Source organism: Halomonas maura (assembly GCF_030409305.1).
GTDB lineage: Bacteria > Pseudomonadota > Gammaproteobacteria > Pseudomonadales > Halomonadaceae > Halomonas > Halomonas maura.
This window is the reverse complement of sequence record NZ_JAUFPQ010000023.1, coordinates 22,614-37,130: the sequence shown is the minus strand read 5'-3', so window position 1 is coordinate 37,130 and position 14,517 is coordinate 22,614. Positions and strand designations below refer to the sequence as shown.

The 14,517-nt window shown below is 70.1% G+C and carries 16 protein-coding genes; 11 read left to right on the top strand and 5 right to left on the bottom strand.

Annotation, left to right across the window (positions count from 1 at the left end; genetic code table 11):
- Positions 1 to 23: 23 nt before the first annotated feature.
- From QWY76_RS14935 to QWY76_RS14905, 7 genes are read left to right on the top strand one after another with little or no spacing between them, the layout of a single operon-like run.
- Positions 24 to 662, top strand: a complete 639-nt coding sequence (locus QWY76_RS14935) for a SurA N-terminal domain-containing protein (protein ID WP_290312095.1) — start codon at positions 24 to 26, stop codon at positions 660 to 662.
- On the top strand, positions 659 to 1,714 hold the full coding sequence (gene pdxA / locus QWY76_RS14930; protein WP_290312093.1) for a 4-hydroxythreonine-4-phosphate dehydrogenase PdxA: 1,056 nt from the start codon (positions 659 to 661) through the stop codon (positions 1,712 to 1,714). The genes QWY76_RS14935 and pdxA overlap by 4 nt, the downstream gene beginning before the upstream one ends.
- A gap of 47 nt (positions 1,715 to 1,761) precedes the next feature.
- Entirely contained in the window at positions 1,762 to 2,574 is an 813-nt protein-coding gene (gene rsmA / locus QWY76_RS14925) for a 16S rRNA (adenine(1518)-N(6)/adenine(1519)-N(6))-dimethyltransferase RsmA (protein ID WP_290312092.1), read from the top strand.
- Positions 2,571 to 2,960 (top strand): Co2+/Mg2+ efflux facilitator ApaG/CorD, encoded by a 390-nt coding sequence (gene apaG / locus QWY76_RS14920; RefSeq protein ID WP_290312091.1) that lies wholly within the window; start codon positions 2,571 to 2,573, stop codon positions 2,958 to 2,960. Before rsmA ends, apaG begins: the two co-directional genes overlap by 4 nt.
- A gap of 32 nt (positions 2,961 to 2,992) precedes the next feature.
- On the top strand, positions 2,993 to 3,799 hold the full coding sequence (locus QWY76_RS14915) for a symmetrical bis(5'-nucleosyl)-tetraphosphatase (RefSeq protein WP_290312090.1): 807 nt from the start codon (positions 2,993 to 2,995) through the stop codon (positions 3,797 to 3,799).
- Positions 3,800 to 3,825: 26 nt separating this feature from the next.
- Positions 3,826 to 4,155 carry a thiosulfate sulfurtransferase GlpE gene (glpE, locus tag QWY76_RS14910; RefSeq protein WP_290312089.1) on the top strand — a complete coding sequence of 110 codons (330 nt, stop codon included), beginning with the start codon at positions 3,826 to 3,828 and terminating at the stop codon, positions 4,153 to 4,155.
- Between the two features lie 3 nt (positions 4,156 to 4,158).
- A complete protein-coding gene (locus QWY76_RS14905; protein WP_290312088.1) occupies positions 4,159 to 5,307 on the top strand; it encodes a tRNA nucleotidyltransferase/poly(A) polymerase-related protein in 1,149 nt (382 codons plus the stop codon).
- A 3-nt stretch (positions 5,308 to 5,310) separates the two neighbouring features.
- Here the strand turns inward: QWY76_RS14905 and folK are convergent, their stop codons facing one another.
- Together folK and folB are read right to left on the bottom strand one after the other, a co-directional pair.
- On the bottom strand, positions 5,311 to 5,829 hold the full coding sequence (gene folK / locus QWY76_RS14900) for a 2-amino-4-hydroxy-6-hydroxymethyldihydropteridine diphosphokinase (protein ID WP_290312087.1): 519 nt from the start codon (positions 5,827 to 5,829) through the stop codon (positions 5,311 to 5,313).
- Entirely contained in the window at positions 5,829 to 6,185 is a 357-nt protein-coding gene (folB, locus tag QWY76_RS14895; protein ID WP_290312086.1) for a dihydroneopterin aldolase, read from the bottom strand. Before folB ends, folK begins: the two co-directional genes overlap by 1 nt.
- Before the next feature lie 179 nt (positions 6,186 to 6,364).
- Here folB and plsY point away from each other — a divergent pair, with 179 nt between their 5' ends.
- Positions 6,365 to 6,919, top strand: a complete 555-nt coding sequence (gene plsY, locus QWY76_RS14890; protein ID WP_435388996.1) for a glycerol-3-phosphate 1-O-acyltransferase PlsY — start codon at positions 6,365 to 6,367, stop codon at positions 6,917 to 6,919.
- Positions 6,920 to 7,087: 168 nt separating this feature from the next.
- Here plsY and tsaD read toward each other — a convergent pair whose 3' ends face one another.
- Entirely contained in the window at positions 7,088 to 8,131 is a 1,044-nt protein-coding gene (gene tsaD / locus QWY76_RS14885; RefSeq protein WP_290312517.1) for a tRNA (adenosine(37)-N6)-threonylcarbamoyltransferase complex transferase subunit TsaD, read from the bottom strand.
- Positions 8,132 to 8,410: 279 nt separating this feature from the next.
- Between tsaD and rpsU the strand changes: the two genes are divergently transcribed.
- From rpsU to rpoD, 3 genes are all read left to right on the top strand, one after another.
- Positions 8,411 to 8,626 carry a 30S ribosomal protein S21 gene (gene rpsU / locus QWY76_RS14880; protein WP_013333229.1) on the top strand — a complete coding sequence of 72 codons (216 nt, stop codon included), beginning with the start codon at positions 8,411 to 8,413 and terminating at the stop codon, positions 8,624 to 8,626.
- A gap of 129 nt (positions 8,627 to 8,755) precedes the next feature.
- Positions 8,756 to 10,576, top strand: a complete 1,821-nt coding sequence (gene dnaG / locus QWY76_RS14875; RefSeq protein WP_290312085.1) for a DNA primase — start codon at positions 8,756 to 8,758, stop codon at positions 10,574 to 10,576.
- Positions 10,577 to 10,818: 242 nt separating this feature from the next.
- Complete coding sequence (rpoD, locus tag QWY76_RS14870) at positions 10,819 to 12,660, top strand: RNA polymerase sigma factor RpoD (RefSeq protein WP_290312084.1); 1,842 nt, start codon at positions 10,819 to 10,821, stop codon at positions 12,658 to 12,660.
- Between the two features lie 60 nt (positions 12,661 to 12,720).
- Here the strand turns inward: rpoD and QWY76_RS14865 are convergent, their stop codons facing one another.
- Positions 12,721 to 13,374, bottom strand: coding sequence for a hypothetical protein (locus QWY76_RS14865; RefSeq protein WP_290312082.1), 654 nt, complete (start codon positions 13,372 to 13,374; stop codon positions 12,721 to 12,723).
- Positions 13,375 to 13,414: 40 nt separating this feature from the next.
- A complete protein-coding gene (locus QWY76_RS14860) occupies positions 13,415 to 14,374 on the bottom strand; it encodes a LysR substrate-binding domain-containing protein (protein ID WP_290312080.1) in 960 nt (319 codons plus the stop codon).
- Positions 14,375 to 14,517: the final 143 nt, after the last annotated feature.

The following is a 14,517-nucleotide window of genomic DNA, read 5'->3' as shown; positions in this document are numbered from 1 at the left end:
CACCGATGAGAGGAAAGACAGACATGCGCAGTCGACAACTCGCCACCCTGATGCTGGGCCTATGCCTCGCCCTGACGCCCCTGGCCGGCCTGGCCCAGGCGCGCCAGCCGCTGGACCGCATCGTGGCGGTGGTCAACGAGGGAGCCATCATGGCCACCCAACTCGAGGATCGCCTCGCCCAGACGCGCAACCGGCTGAGGGCCCGGGGCGTCGAGCAGCCGCCCGAGGCGGCGCTGCGCGAGCAGGTGCTCGATCGCATGATCGTCGAGGAGATCCAGCTGCAGATGGCCCGCGAGGCCAACCTCAGCGTCGACGATACCGAGCTCAACCGCCAGGTGCGGGCCATCGCCGAGGGCAACAACATGACCCTCGAGCAGTTCGCCGACGCCCTGGAGGCCGACGGCCTGTCGCTGGGCGTGGTCCGCGACCAGGTGCGTCGCGAGCTGCTGATGCGCGAGCTGCAGCAGCGCCGGGTGGCCAGCCGCGTGAACCTCTCCGAGCGGGAAGTGGAGCGCTACATCGAGCAGCAGGGCGGTAACGTCAGCCGTGACCAGGCCCGCGAGGCGCTGTTCCAGCGCAAGGTCAGCGACGAGATGGAGGCCTGGATCCAGGAGATCCGCGCCGATGCCTTCATCGACGAGCGGCTCGAGTCCGGCTCATGAGGGCATCCCCGGTGCTGGCGCTGACCACCGGTGAGCCGGCCGGCATCGGCCCGGAACTCGCGGTGATGCTGGCGACCGAGGTGCCGGGTGCCGGGGCCGCGGACCACCGGGTCGTGGCGGTGGGCGATCCCGATCTGCTGGCCGAGCGGGCCGCGTCCCTCGGCCGGCCCCTGGAGCTGGTCGAGCTGGCCCCCCACGAGGCGCCGCCGGCGCCGTGCCCGGGGCGGCTGGCGGTCTGGCCGGTGCCCCTGCGCGCGCCCTGCCGGCCGGGCGTGCTCGACACCCGCAACGCCGACTATGTCCTCGAGACCCTCGACCGGGCCGTCCGCGGCTGTCGCGACGGCGAGGCCGCGGGGCTGGTCACCGCGCCCCTGCACAAGGCCGTGATCCTCGAGGCCGGCCATGCCGGCTTCCGCGGCCATACCGAATACCTGCGCGACGCCTGTGGGGTCGACGAGGTGGTGATGATGCTCGCCACCGACCGGGCCCTGCATGCCGAGGCCCCGGACTGGCGGGGCGGCAGCGCGCTGCGGGTGGCCCTGGCCACCACCCACCTGCCGCTGCGCGAGGTCAGCGATGCCGTGACGCCCGAGCGGCTGGCGCGGCTCCTGCGCATCCTCGACGCCGACCTCCGCCGCTGGTTCGGGGTGGCGGCGCCGCGCATCGCCGTCTGCGGCCTCAACCCCCATGCCGGCGAGGACGGTCACCTGGGCCGCGAGGAGCTCGAGGTCATCGCCCCGACCCTGGCGCGGCTGCGCCAGGAGGGCCTGACCCTTGACGGACCGCTGCCGGCGGATACCCTGTTCACCCCGCGCCACCTGGCGGGCGTGGACGCGGTGCTGGCGATGTATCATGACCAGGGCCTGCCGGTGCTCAAGTACGCCGGCTTCGGCCGCGCCGCCAACATCACCCTCGGCCTGCCGTGGGTGCGCACCTCGGTGGACCACGGCACGGCCCTGGACCTGGCCGGCCGGGGCGAGGCCGACCCCGGCAGCCTCGCCGTGGCCGTGGCGCTGGCCGCCGACATGGCCCGCCGCGGCGGGCACGCCTGAGGCGCCACAGCGGCGCGTCGGATCGAATCGAACAGAAGGACACAGTCATGGCATCCCGCCCCCAGGGTCATCGCGCGCGCAAGCGCTTCGGCCAGAATTTCCTGCGTGACCCCGGCATCATCTCGCGACTGGTGCGGGCCATCGGCGCCCGCTCCGGCGAGCGCCTGGTGGAGATCGGTCCCGGCCAGGGCGCCCTCACCGAGCCGCTGCTCGAGGCGGCGGGCGGCCAGCTCGAGGTGATCGAGCTGGACCGTGACCTGATCCCGGGGCTGCGCGTGCAGTTCTTCGACCAGCCGGGTTTCGTCATCCACGAGGGCGATGCGCTCAAGGTCGACTTCCGCGCCCTGCGCGGCGACGGGCCGCCGCTGCGGGTGGTGGGCAACCTGCCCTACAACATCTCCACCCCGCTGATCGACCACCTGCTCCAGGCCGGCGATGCCGTCGCCGACATGCACTTCATGCTGCAGAAGGAGGTGGTGGAGCGGCTCGCCGCGCCACCGGGCGGGGCCGACCGCGGTCGCCTCTCGGTGCTCGCCCAGTACCACTGTCGGGTCGAGTCGCTGTTCACGGTGCCGCCGGAGGCCTTCGTGCCGCGGCCCAAGGTGGAGTCGGCCATCGTGCGGTTGACCCCCCATGCGAGCCTGCCCCAGGCGGCACGCGACGAGGTGCTGCTGTTCCAGCTGGTGCGCGAGGCCTTCGCCCAGCGCCGCAAGACCCTGCGCAACAATCTCAAGGGGCGCCTCGCCGCCGGCGACCTGGAGGCCCTGGGCATCGACCCGGGCCGCCGCCCCCAGACCCTCACGGTGGAGGAATTCGTGCGTATCGCCAATCACCTGTCCGCGCAAGGGGAGGCATCATGACCCCGTCATCGCTGGGCGACGAGATCCGCGTCGACGTCGAGCCCGCCTTCCGGGAGGACGAGTCGGCGCCGGAGGAAGAGCGCTTCGTGTTCAGCTATACCATCACGGTGCACAACCATTCCGGGCACAGCATGCAGCTGCTGGCGCGCCACTGGAAGATCACCCAGGGCAGCGGCAAGGTGCAGGAGGTTCGCGGCAAGGGGGTGGTCGGCCAGCAGCCGATGATCGGCCCCGGCCAGACCTTTCGCTACACCAGCCGGGCGATCCTCGACGGCCCGGTGGGGGTGATGGAGGGGGACTTCACCTGCGTCGACACCGCCACCCAGCGGCCCTTCGAGGTGGCCATCGCGCCCTTTCGCCTGGCCGGTCCCAACCAGGTGCACTGAGCGCCGTCACCCACTGCCGACACGGAGGGCCCATGTCCACCTATGCCATCGGCGACCTGCAGGGCTGTCACGCCGAATTCGTCGCCCTGCTCGAGCGGCTGGCCTTCGACCCTCGCCGCGACCGGCTCTGGCTGGCCGGTGACCTGGTCAACCGGGGGCCGGGATCGCTGGCTTGCCTGCGCGAGGTCGAGGCCCTCGGCGAGGCGGCCCAGGTGGTATTGGGCAACCATGACCTGCACCTGCTGGCCGTGGCCCGGGGCGGGGCGCGGGCCAAGCGCAAGGACACCTTGGCGGCGATTCTCGAGGCGCCGGATCGGGAGGCACTGCTCGACTGGCTGCAGAGCCGGCCGCTGCTGGTGCGCGACGGCGATACCCTGATGAGCCATGCCGGGCTGCCGCCCCAGTGGGGGCTCGACCAGGCCGGGCGCCTGGCGGGCGAGCTGGAGAGCGCCCTCGCCGGCGAGCGCTCCGGTGCCTTCCTGCGCCAGATGTACGGCAACGAGCCGGCCTGCTGGTGCGACGACCTGGACGGCATCGATCGCCTGCGGGTGATCGTCAACACCTTCACCCGCATGCGCTTCATCGATGCCCGGGGTTGCCTCGACTTCGCCGCCAAGGAGGGGCTCGACGCTGCCCCGCCGGGCTTCGCCCCCTGGTTCCAGTACCCCCGGGACGATGATCCCCGGCTGCTGTTCGGCCACTGGGCCGCCCTGCAGGGCACCACCCCGGGCAGTCGGGTGCGGGCCGAGGCCCTGGACACCGGTTGTATCTGGGGCGGGGCCCTGACGGCCCTGGACCTGGCGACCGGCGAGCGGGTCAGCGTACCCAGCCGCCACTGAATCCCCTTCCCGACCCGGAGACTCACATGACCGCCGCCACCTTCCAGCACCTGGACATTCCCACCCTCGGCGCCTGGCTCGAGGGGGATCGGCCCCTGACCCTGGTCGATATCCGCGACCCGGCGAGCTTCGTCGCCGGCCACATCCCCGGCAGCCGCCATCTGGACAACGACGGTGTGCCGGCCCTGCTGGCCGAGGCACCCCGGGAAACGCCGCTGGTGGTGGTCTGCTACCACGGCCACTCCAGCCAGCAGGCCGCGGCCTGGCTGGCCGGCCAGGGCTTCGGCGAGGTCTACAGCCTCGACGGCGGCTTCGTCGGCTGGCAGCACCGCCATCCCGAACGGGTGGAGGCCTGAGCCATGCCGGCCCGCCGTGACGGCCTCCTCGAGGGGCTCGAGGTCTACCGGGTCGGCGGGGCGGTGCGCGACGCCCGGCTGGGCTGGCCGGTCACCGATGTCGACTGGGTGGTGGTGGGTGCCACGCCCGAGACCCTGACGCGGCGCGGCTTCAAGCCCGTGGGGCGCGACTTCCCGGTGTTCCTGCACCCCGAGAGCCACGAGGAATTCGCCCTGGCGCGCACCGAGCGCAAGTCGGGGCACGGCTACACCGGCTTCGAGGTCCAGGCCAGCCCCGAGGTCAGCCTGGAGGAGGACCTGGTCCGGCGCGACCTGACCATCAATGCCATGGCGGAGACCCCGGAAGGCGAGCTCGTGGACCCCTATGGGGGCCTCGCCGACTTGCAGGCCCGGGTGCTGCGGCACGTCTCGCCGGCCTTCGTCGAGGACCCGCTGCGGGTGCTGCGCACCGCCCGCTTCCTGGCCCGCTACGCCGGACTCGGCTTCGTCATCGCCGAGGAGACCCGCGCGCTGATGCACGAGCTGGTGGTCAGTGGCGAGCTCGCCCACCTGGTGGCCGAGCGGGTCTGGGCCGAGACCGAGAAGGCCCTCGGCGAGCCCTGGCCCGACGTCTACTTCCAGGCGCTCCACGACTGCGGGGCCCTGGGGGCGCTGATGCCGGAGCTCGCCGCCGACCCTGCGGGGCTGGACGAGGCCCTGGGGCGGCTGCCCTGCCTGCCCGAGGACATCCCGACCGACGAGGAGCCCCGCTGGCGCTGGGCCCGCCTGGTGGAGCACCTGGAGGGCGAGGCGCGTGAGGCCCTGGCCGAGCGCTTGAAGCTGCCGAAGGCGCCACGCCGGCTGGCCGACCAGGCGGCCATGACCCGGACGCTGTGCGCGGCGGCCCGGGCGGGGCGGATGGACGGGGGCAGGGTGATGGCCTGGCTCGACGGCATCGATGCCTGGCGACGGGCCGAGCGGGTGGCGCCGCTGATCGCCCTGGTCAGCATGGACGACTCCGGCCTGGCGGCCGACCTGGCGCTGGCCTGGCGCCTGGCCGCGCAGATCCTGCCCAGGGGGCTGGTCGAGGAGGGCTACAAGGGGCGGGCGCTGGGCGAGGAACTGGCCCGGCGTCGCCGGGCGGTGATCGACGAGGTGCTGGCCGAGGGCTGAGCCTCAGGCCTCGCCGGACAGCACCCGCCCCCGCCACACGAAGGCCACCGGCCAGAGGGGCTGCTGGTCGGCGTCGAAGGCCTGCCACAGCGCCAGATAGCGCTCGCCGCTGATCGGGTGACGGGTGTCGGGCAGCAGTTCCGCCAGGGGCCGCAGCACGAAGGCGTGGTGCAGGATATCGGCCCGCGGCAGCTCCACGCCGTCATGCTCGCCGGTCAGGGCATCCACGCTGAGCAGGTCGATATCCAGGGTGCGGGGGCTGAACTTGGGGCTGTTCGGGCGCCGGCCGTTGGCGAACTCCAGCCGCTTGCACCAGGCCTGCAGCGCGCCCACCGACCAGTCGCTCTCGAACACCGCGACCAGGTTGAAGAAGTTGCGGCCGTCCTCGAAGCCCACCGGCTCGCTCTCGTAGACCCGCGAGATGCGCAGGGCCGGGAAGGTCTCGGCCAGGGCGTCCAGGCAGACGCGCACGTGGTGCTCCCGTTCGATGTTGCTGCCGATGCTGACGCAGACCCGGGCCATCAGCGCCCCGCTCCCCGCTCGATGCACACGCCCACCGCAGCGGCGGCGGGCACCGCGCCGGGCTTGCGCAGGGTGAGGCGCAGCCAGGGAATGGCGAACTCCTGGCGCAGCGTCTCGGCGAGCCGCTCGGCGAAGGTCTCGACCAGCGCGAAGCTGTGCTGGGCGCCGAACTCGGCGATGCGCTCGCTGATCGCGGCGTAGTCGAGGGTCTGCGTGATGTCATCGGCCGCCGCGGCCGGGCGGATGTCGGTGGCCAGTGCCAGGTCGATCACCAGGGTCTGGGTCAGGGTGCGTTCCCAGTCGTAGACGCCGATCACGGTGTCGACCTTCAGCGCTTCGATCAGTACGAGATCCATCGAGGGCTCCCCGAGCCGGTGGGCAGGATGGTGGCGATTGGCGGGCGATTGTACGACAGCGCATCGCGGGACGACAGCGCCCGCCGGCTGTTCCGGCCGGGCCATGGCTGGCAGAATCGTCAGCGAACCCTCCACGAGACACCGTCGTGCCGGCACAACTCGAAGTGACGCTGCCGTTGATGGCGCTGGGCTATCTCAGCGGCACCTGGCTCGGTGCCCTGACGGTCTGTCGGCTGGCCCGGGTGGGCGATCCCCGTCTGGCGGGCTCCGGTAACCCCGGCGTCTCCAACGTGCTGCGCCTGCACGGTCGTCGCCTGGCACTGGCGACGCTACTGGTGGATGCCGCCAAGGGCATGCCGGTGCTGGGACTGGCGATGCTGCTGGGCCTGCCGCCCTGGGCCCAAGGGCTGGTCGGGCTGGGCGTGCTGCTGGGACACAGCTACCCGGTCTGGTATCGCTTTCGCGGCGGCAAGGGCGTGGCCAGCGCCTTCGGGGTGATGCTGTTGCTGACGCCCAGGGTCGCGCTGTGCTGCGCGCTGCTGTGGTGCCTGCTGGCCTGGTGGATGCGCAACGCGGCGATCGCCTCGCTGACCAGCGCCGCCGTGGCCCCGTTGGCCGCCCTCTGGCTGGCACCGGACTATGTCCGGGTGGTGATCGTCTTCACCCTGCTGGTGCTGGTGCGCCACGTGCTCAATATCCGCCGGCTGGGGACGGGCGACGAGCCTGGGTTATAAGCCGCTTGGCTTCGCCGACGGCTGATAAGCTTGAACAGCGGCGCTTCGCGCCTGGCAGCCGGAGGCTGGAGGGTCTCCATCGGCCAGCGCGGCACCGCCTGCATCCGGCCAGCCTCATCATGTTCCCCGGCCAGCAGGCGCTGGGCGCTGTGGCCCTCGAGAGCGCGATCATCGGCCCTCTGTGTCGGGGGGTGTCAGGGTCTCCATCGGCCAGCGCGGCACCGCCTGCATCCGGCCGGGCTCGTCATGTTCCCCGGCCAGCAGGCGCTGGGCGCCCACATAGGCGATCATCGCCCCGTTGTCGGTGCAGAAGCGCCCGCGTGGATAATGGACCTCGGCGCCGCGCTTGACGGCCTCCCGTTCCAGGCGTTCGCGCAGACGGACATTGGCGCTGACCCCGCCGGCGACCACCAGCCGCTTGAGCCCGGTCGCCTCCAGGGCCCGGCGGCACTTGATCGCCAGGGTGTCGACCACGGCGTCCTCGAAGGCCCGGGCCACGTCGGCCTTGGCCTGCTCGTTCAGGGCGCCCTCGGCCTCGAGCCGGCGGATGGCGGTCAGGGTATGGGTCTTGAGCCCCGAGAAGCTGAAGTCCAGCCCGGGACGGTCGGTCATGGGGCGCGGGAAGCGCAGACGGGTCGGGTCGCCGGCCTCGGCCAGGCGCGCCAGCGCGGGGCCGCCGGGGTAGTCGAGGTCGAGCATCTTGGCCGCCTTGTCGAAGGCCTCGCCGGCGGCGTCGTCCACCGACTCGCCGAGCAGGCGGTAACGGCCGAGGCCGGCGACTTCGACGAGCTGGGTATGGCCACCGGAGACCAGCAGGGCCACGAAGGGAAAGGCCGGTGGCGCGTCCTCCAGCATCGGGGCCAGCAGGTGGCCCTCCATGTGGTGGACGCCGAGCACCGGGATGTCCAGTGCCCGGGCCAGGCCATGGGCGGTACTGGCCCCGACCATCAGCGCGCCGACCAGGCCCGGGCCGGCGGTATAGGCGATGGCGTCGAGCTGGGAGCGCGTCAGGCCGGCGTCGTCCAGCACGCGCTGGATCAGCGGCAGCAGGCGGCGAGTATGGTCGCGGGAGGCGAGCTCCGGCACCACGCCGCCGTACTCGGCGTGCATGGCGACCTGGCTGTGCAGGGCGTCGGCCGTGAGGCCGCGCTCGGTGTCGAAGAGGGCGACGCCGGTCTCGTCGCAGGAGGTCTCGATGCCCAGTACACGCATGGTCATGGCCCGTCAGCGGAAATGGCGGCATTCTACGCCTTTTGGCCGGGTTGCGGCAGGGGCCGGGCCGGCGAAACGGTTTGCATGGAGCGATCACGACGACTAGAATACTGTGCGCTGCAAGACTGGGTCGTGCGCCCGGGGGCAACATCCCGCGTTATTACCTCGTTTCGTACCGGCTCGCCTGGCGATGTCGGTGTCACGCGATCGAGCGAGATGGGGTCCCGGAAGGCGTGCGTTCAAACCGAACTCAAGTTTTCCAAGGTAGGTGAGTGCTTAATGCCTTCTGTCAAAGTACGTGATAACGAGCCGTTTGACGTCGCACTGCGTCGCTTCAAGCGTTCCTGCGAAAAAGCCGGTGTTCTCTCCGAAGTTCGTCGTCGCGAGCAGTACGAGAAGCCGACCGCAGAGCGCAAGCGCAAGGCGGCGGCTGCCGTCAAGCGCCATGCCAAGAAGCTGCAGCGCGAGCGCAAGCGTTTCGAACGGCTCTATTGATCCGTACTGGAGTCGGCCGGCGTTCTCGCGGGCCGTCTCGGGAGGGACGCCAAGCGGCCGCCAATCGGTGGCCGCTTGTTTTTGCGCCGGGATTCGGCGCGCTGTCTTCCACCTTGCCTGGATTGCCCGATGGCCGGTCAGATTCCACAGCGCTTCATCGATGACCTGCTGGCCCGTGTCGACGTGGTCGAGGTGGTCGGCGAGCGGGTCAAGCTCAAGAAGGCGGGGCGCAACCATGCGGGGCTCTGCCCCTTCCATCAGGAGAAGTCGCCGTCGTTCACCGTCAGCGCCGACAAGCAGTTCTATCACTGCTTCGGCTGTGGCGCCCACGGTAACGCCCTGCGCTTCCTGATGGAGTACGACAAGTTGCGCTTTCCCGAGGCGGTGGAGCAACTGGCCGCTCGCCTGGGGCTTGAGGTGCCCCGGGAGGGGGCCGACGATCCCCGGGCGCAGGCCAGGGAGCGCAAGCGCCAGGAGGGCGTCAACCTGCTGGAGCTGTCGGCGAGCTTCTTCCGCGAGCGGCTGAAGATGCCGGAGGGGCAGGGCGCCCGCGACTATCTGGAGCGGCGTGGCCTGTCGCCGGAGGTGCAGCAGGCCTTCGGCATCGGCTATGCCCCCGACGGCTGGGAGTCGCTGAAGCGTCATCTCGGCGAGCGGGGCATCACCGAGGCGGTGCAGGTGGAGTATGGCCTGCTGGTGCACCGCGAGGATAGCGGGCGCACCTATGACCGCTTCCGCGACCGGGTGATCTTCCCGATCCGGGATATCCGCGGGCGGACCATCGCCTTCGGCGGTCGTGTGCTCGGCGATGCCAAGCCCAAGTACCTGAACTCGCCGGAGACCCCGGTCTTCCACAAGGGGCGCGAGCTCTATGGCCTCTTCGAGGCCCGCCAGGCCGAGGCCCGCCTCGAGCGCCTGGTGATCGTCGAGGGTTACATGGACGTGGTGGCCCTGGCCCAGTTCGGCATCCGCAATGCGGTGGCCACCCTGGGCACGGCCACCACCGAGGAGCACCTGTCGCGGCTGTTCCGGCTGGTCGGCGAGGTGGTGTTCTGCTTCGACGGCGACCGGGCCGGCCGCCAGGCGGCGACGCGGGCCCTGCAGACGGTGCTGCCGCAGATGATCGACGGGCGCCAGGCACGCTTCCTGTTCCTCCCCGAGGGCGAGGATCCGGATACCCTGGTGCGCCGCGAGGGAGCCGAGGCCTTCCGGGACCGCATCACCTGCGCCAGTCCGCTGTCGGAGTTCCTCTTCGAGCAGGCGGCGGAGGGGCGCGACCTCGAGCGGATCGAGGAGCGCGAGCGCTATGCCAGCCAGGTGCTGGCGGCCATCGAGCGCCTGCCGGAGGGCGTGTTGAAATCGCTGCTGCTGACGGAACTCTCGCGGCGCACCGGCGTCGACCAGTCAAGCTTCGAGGCGCTGATGGCGAAGCAGGGGGGCGACGCGGCCGCGCCGCCCTCAGCGGTCTCGGTGGCGCCTGCCGAGCCGCCGGAAGAGGCATCGCCGGGCCGTCCGTCAACCGGAGGGGCGGCGCTCGGGCTGATGGCCCGGACCCTGCAGCTGCTGGTTCACGACCCGGGGCTGGTCGAGCGCCTCCCCGAGAGCGATGACTGGAGCGATCAGGATGACCCGGATGCCGGCCTGTGTCGCGAGGTGGTGCGCCTGCTGAAGGCCGGGCGCTACCGCAGCGCCCAGGTGCTGCTGGCACACTTCCATGGCACGCCGGAGGGCGAGCGGCTGGCGGCGCTGGCGCGACGTGAACTGTTGATCCCGGCGGCGGCGCGCGCCACCGAGCTGGAGGGCCTGGTGGCCTACTTCCAGCGTCACCGGCAGCGGCCGAGCCGTCAGGAAGAGATCAAGGCCCTGTTGGCCAGGCAGGGCAGCGGTGAGCGGTTGAGCGGCGAGGAGCGCCAGCGACTGATGGCCTTGCTGGCCGAGGTGGGAAAATGACGCGAACGGCTACGATAGCGCAAGACATTGGCGGCGGGGTTGAAGTTCCTCCTACCATCACCATATACATCAGCGTCACCTGAACGGGGCGCAACCTGACAACCTAACACACCTGAATGACCGCGCAAACACATCGAACTGGCAAAGCGGCGGTCTAACCCGCTATACTGTTCGGCTTATCGAGTTTTTCTCCGCCTCAGTGCTTCAGGTGCTTCATTCTTCTTCGTCGAGATAGGGTTTCTATGGCTGGAAATGCGCAGCAGCAGTCACGTCTGAAGGAGTTGATCGCGCGCGGCAAGGAACAGGGCTTCCTGACCTATGCCGAGGTCAACGACCATCTACCCGAGGATATCGCCGACCCCGATCAGGTGGAAGACATCATCGGCATGATCAACGACATGGGTATCAATGTCGTCGAGGAAGCGCCCGATGAAGATACCCTGATGATGGCCGACCATTCCACCGACGAGTCGGCGGCCGAGGAGGCCGTGGCCGCGCTGGCGGCGGTGGAGAGCGACGTGGGCCGTACCACCGACCCGGTGCGCATGTACATGCGCGAGATGGGCACGGTGGAGCTCCTGACCCGCGAGGGCGAGATCGAGATCGCCAAGCGCATCGAGGAGGGCACCCGCGAGGTGATGTCCGCCCTGGCCTACCTGCCGGGCGCCGTGGACTCCATCCTCGACGCCTATGATGCCACTCAGGACGAGGAGGCTCCGGGGCGCCTGTCCGACCTCTTCTCGGGATTCATCGATCCCGACGAGGGCATCCCGGGCGTGGCCGAGGCGGAGGTTCCCGAGGAGCCCGAAGCCACGGTCGGCGACGCCGACGACGCCGACGAGAGCGCCGAAGAGGAAGATGACAGCGGCGGCGGCCCGGATCCCGAGGAGGCGAAGGCGCGCTTCGAGCAGATCCGTGAGCAGAACGAGGCGTCGCGCCAGGCCATCGACGCGCACGGCCGCGGTTCCGCCGAGGCCCAGGCCGAGTTGGCCCGGCTGGCCGAGCTGTTCTCGCCGATCAAGCTGGTGCCCAAGCACTTCGAGCGCCTGGTCGGTCAGGTGCGCATCAGCGTCGAGCAGGTGCGTGCCCAGGAAAAGGCGGTGATGCAGCTGTGCGTCAAGAAGGCCAAGGTGCCGCGCAAGACCTTCATCAAGGCCTTCCCCGGCAACGAGTCGCGCCAGGACTGGCTCGACGACTTCATGGGCGACAACGCCAGGTACGCCGACCGCCTGGCGCCCCTCAAGGCCGATATCCAGCGCGCCCAGCGCAAGATCGCCTTCGAAGAGGAGATGGTGCTGCTGCCGGTGACCGAGATCAAGGAGGTCAACCGTCGGCTGTCCATCGGCGAGGCCAAGGCCCGGCGGGCCAAGAAGGAGATGGTCGAGGCCAACCTGCGCCTGGTGATCTCCATCGCCAAGAAGTACACCAACCGTGGCCTGCAGTTCCTCGACCTGATCCAGGAGGGCAACATCGGCCTGATGAAGGCGGTGGACAAGTTCGAGTACCGGCGCGGCTACAAGTTCTCGACCTATGCCACCTGGTGGATCCGCCAGGCGATCACCCGCTCCATCGCCGACCAGGCGCGCACCATCCGCATCCCGGTGCACATGATCGAGACCATCAACAAGCTCAACCGGGTGTCCCGGCAGATGCTCCAGGAGATGGGCCGCGAGCCGACGCCGGAGGAGCTGGGCGAGCGCCTCGAGATGCCCGAGGACAAGGTGCGCAAGGTGCTCAAGATCGCCAAGGAGCCGATCTCCATGGAGACCCCGATCGGCGACGACGACGACTCGCACCTCGGCGACTTCATCGAGGACGGCACCATGCTGCTGCCCATCGACTCGGCCACCGGCGAGGGGCTGATCGAGGCGACCCGCAACGTGCTCGGCGGGCTCACCGCTCGCGAGGCCAAGGTGCTGCGCATGCGCTTCGGCATCGACATGAACACCGACCACACCCTGGAGGAGGTCGGCAAGCAGTTCGACGTGACCCGCGAGCGGATCCGCCAGATCGAAGCCAAGGCGCTGCGCAAGCTGCGCCACCCGTCGCGCTCCGAGCCGCTGCGGTCCTTCCTCGACGAGTGACGCCCGGCTCTCCCGCGTGACCATGACGCCCGCAGGCCTGCCTGCGGGCGTCGTCGTTTGTCAGGGCGCGGCAGCGTCGTCGCGGCGCCGCCAGCGACGCACCAGCAGCAGCAGCTCGAACATCGCCAGCACCAGCAGGGTATAACCGAACAGTTCGGTGACTTCCTCGGCGGCGTCCTTGAAGGTGCGCAGGTAGTGTTCGCCGAGGATCGCCTTCCACAGCTCGCTGCGTCCATAGAGCCGCGAGAACACGTAGGTGGTCAGGAAGCCGGCGGCGAACAGGCCGAAGGCGAAGGACCCGGCACAGCGTTCGAGTTCGACGACGAAGGCTCGCCGACTGCGGATCACCACGAACAGCACCGGCAGCACCAGCAGGCTGACCAGGGTCTGCCAGGCGCCGTCGAAGACGTGGGCGTCCAGCAGGGCATCCTGCTCGCGGATCAGCGAGGCGCCGAGCAGGCCGACCAGCAGCAGCGCCACATGGGGCAGTCGATGGTCGAGCAGGCGGACGGCCAGCGCCAGCGCCGTGGCGATGGCCAGCAGCAGGGACTGGGTCAGCTCGGTGAAGCCGATCTCGGAGAACTGCTCGCTGGTGAGGCCCAGGGCCTCGTGCAGCACGCCCTGCATCAGGGCGCCCACCAGCAGGATGTAGGCCAGGCCGCGCAGGCAGAGGGCGGGAAAACCGATTCGGTCGGGGGGCGATGTCGAGGGCATCCATGTTCTCGCGGTAACAGGGTGAAGCGTCTGGGGCGAATTATACCTGTCTTGCCCGGCCGTCGCGCGCCAGTCGACGGCTTCCACTGGGGCGGCCGGCCTCCTCGATGAGCCAGTCATGCACGGCGCGCACGCGGCGATCGTCCAGCGCGCCGCTGGCGTAGACGATGCCATAGTGCATCCCCGTGGCGACCCGCCGGTCGAAGGGGGCGATGAGGGCGCCGTTGTCCAGCTCGCCGGTGATCAGCGTCTGGCGGGCGATCGCCACGCCCATCCCGGCGATGGCCGCCTCCATGGTCAGGTGGTTGCGGTTGAAGGTGTAGCCGCGGCGGACGTTGACCAGGGGGGCCTCGATGGCTTCCAGGTAGTGCTCCCACTCGCCGTAATCGTGACTGCCGCGCCAGGCGGTGACGTCGTGGAGCAACGGGTACCAGGCCAGGTCCTCGGGGCGTCGCAGTGGCGGCCGCCCGCGCAGCAGCGACGGGGCGCAGACCGGGAAGATGGTTTCCTCCATCAGCGGCGTGATGGCCAGGCCCGGGTAGTGGCCGTCGTTGAGGTCCAGGGCCAGGTCGAAGTCGCCCTCCCGCAGGGAGATGCTGCTGTCCTCGGCGGTGACGTGCAGTTCGATGTCCGGGAAGCGGGCCTGCAGGCGGGGCAGGCGGGGCATCAGCCACTTGTTGAGGAAGGAGGGCACCGCCCGAAGCCGGATGATGCCGCTCATCACGCCGCTGCGCAGGCGCTTCACCTCGAGCCCCACCGACTGGTAGGCCTCGTCCACCACCGTGGCCAGGCGTCGGCCCTCCTCGGTGAGGGCCAGCTGCCGCGGCAGGCGACGGAACAGCTTGAAGCCCAGGCGGTCCTCGAGCTGCTTGATCTGCTGACTGACGGCGCCGGTGGTCACGTGCAGCTCCTCCGCTGCCCGGGTGAAGGACAGGTGGCGGGCGCTGACGACGAAGACCTTCAGCCAGGCGTGGGTCTGGGAATTCAGGAGACGGCTCATGGTTTAGCCATTCTATACTGTCGACGAGATTTTCTCGATTGCCGGGGCACGAGACTGCCCCCAAGATAAGGGCCAACCGGGGCGGAAAGCCAGATGGCTTTAGCCTGACTGACAACAAGGCGGACACCGGAGCGATCCGGCCC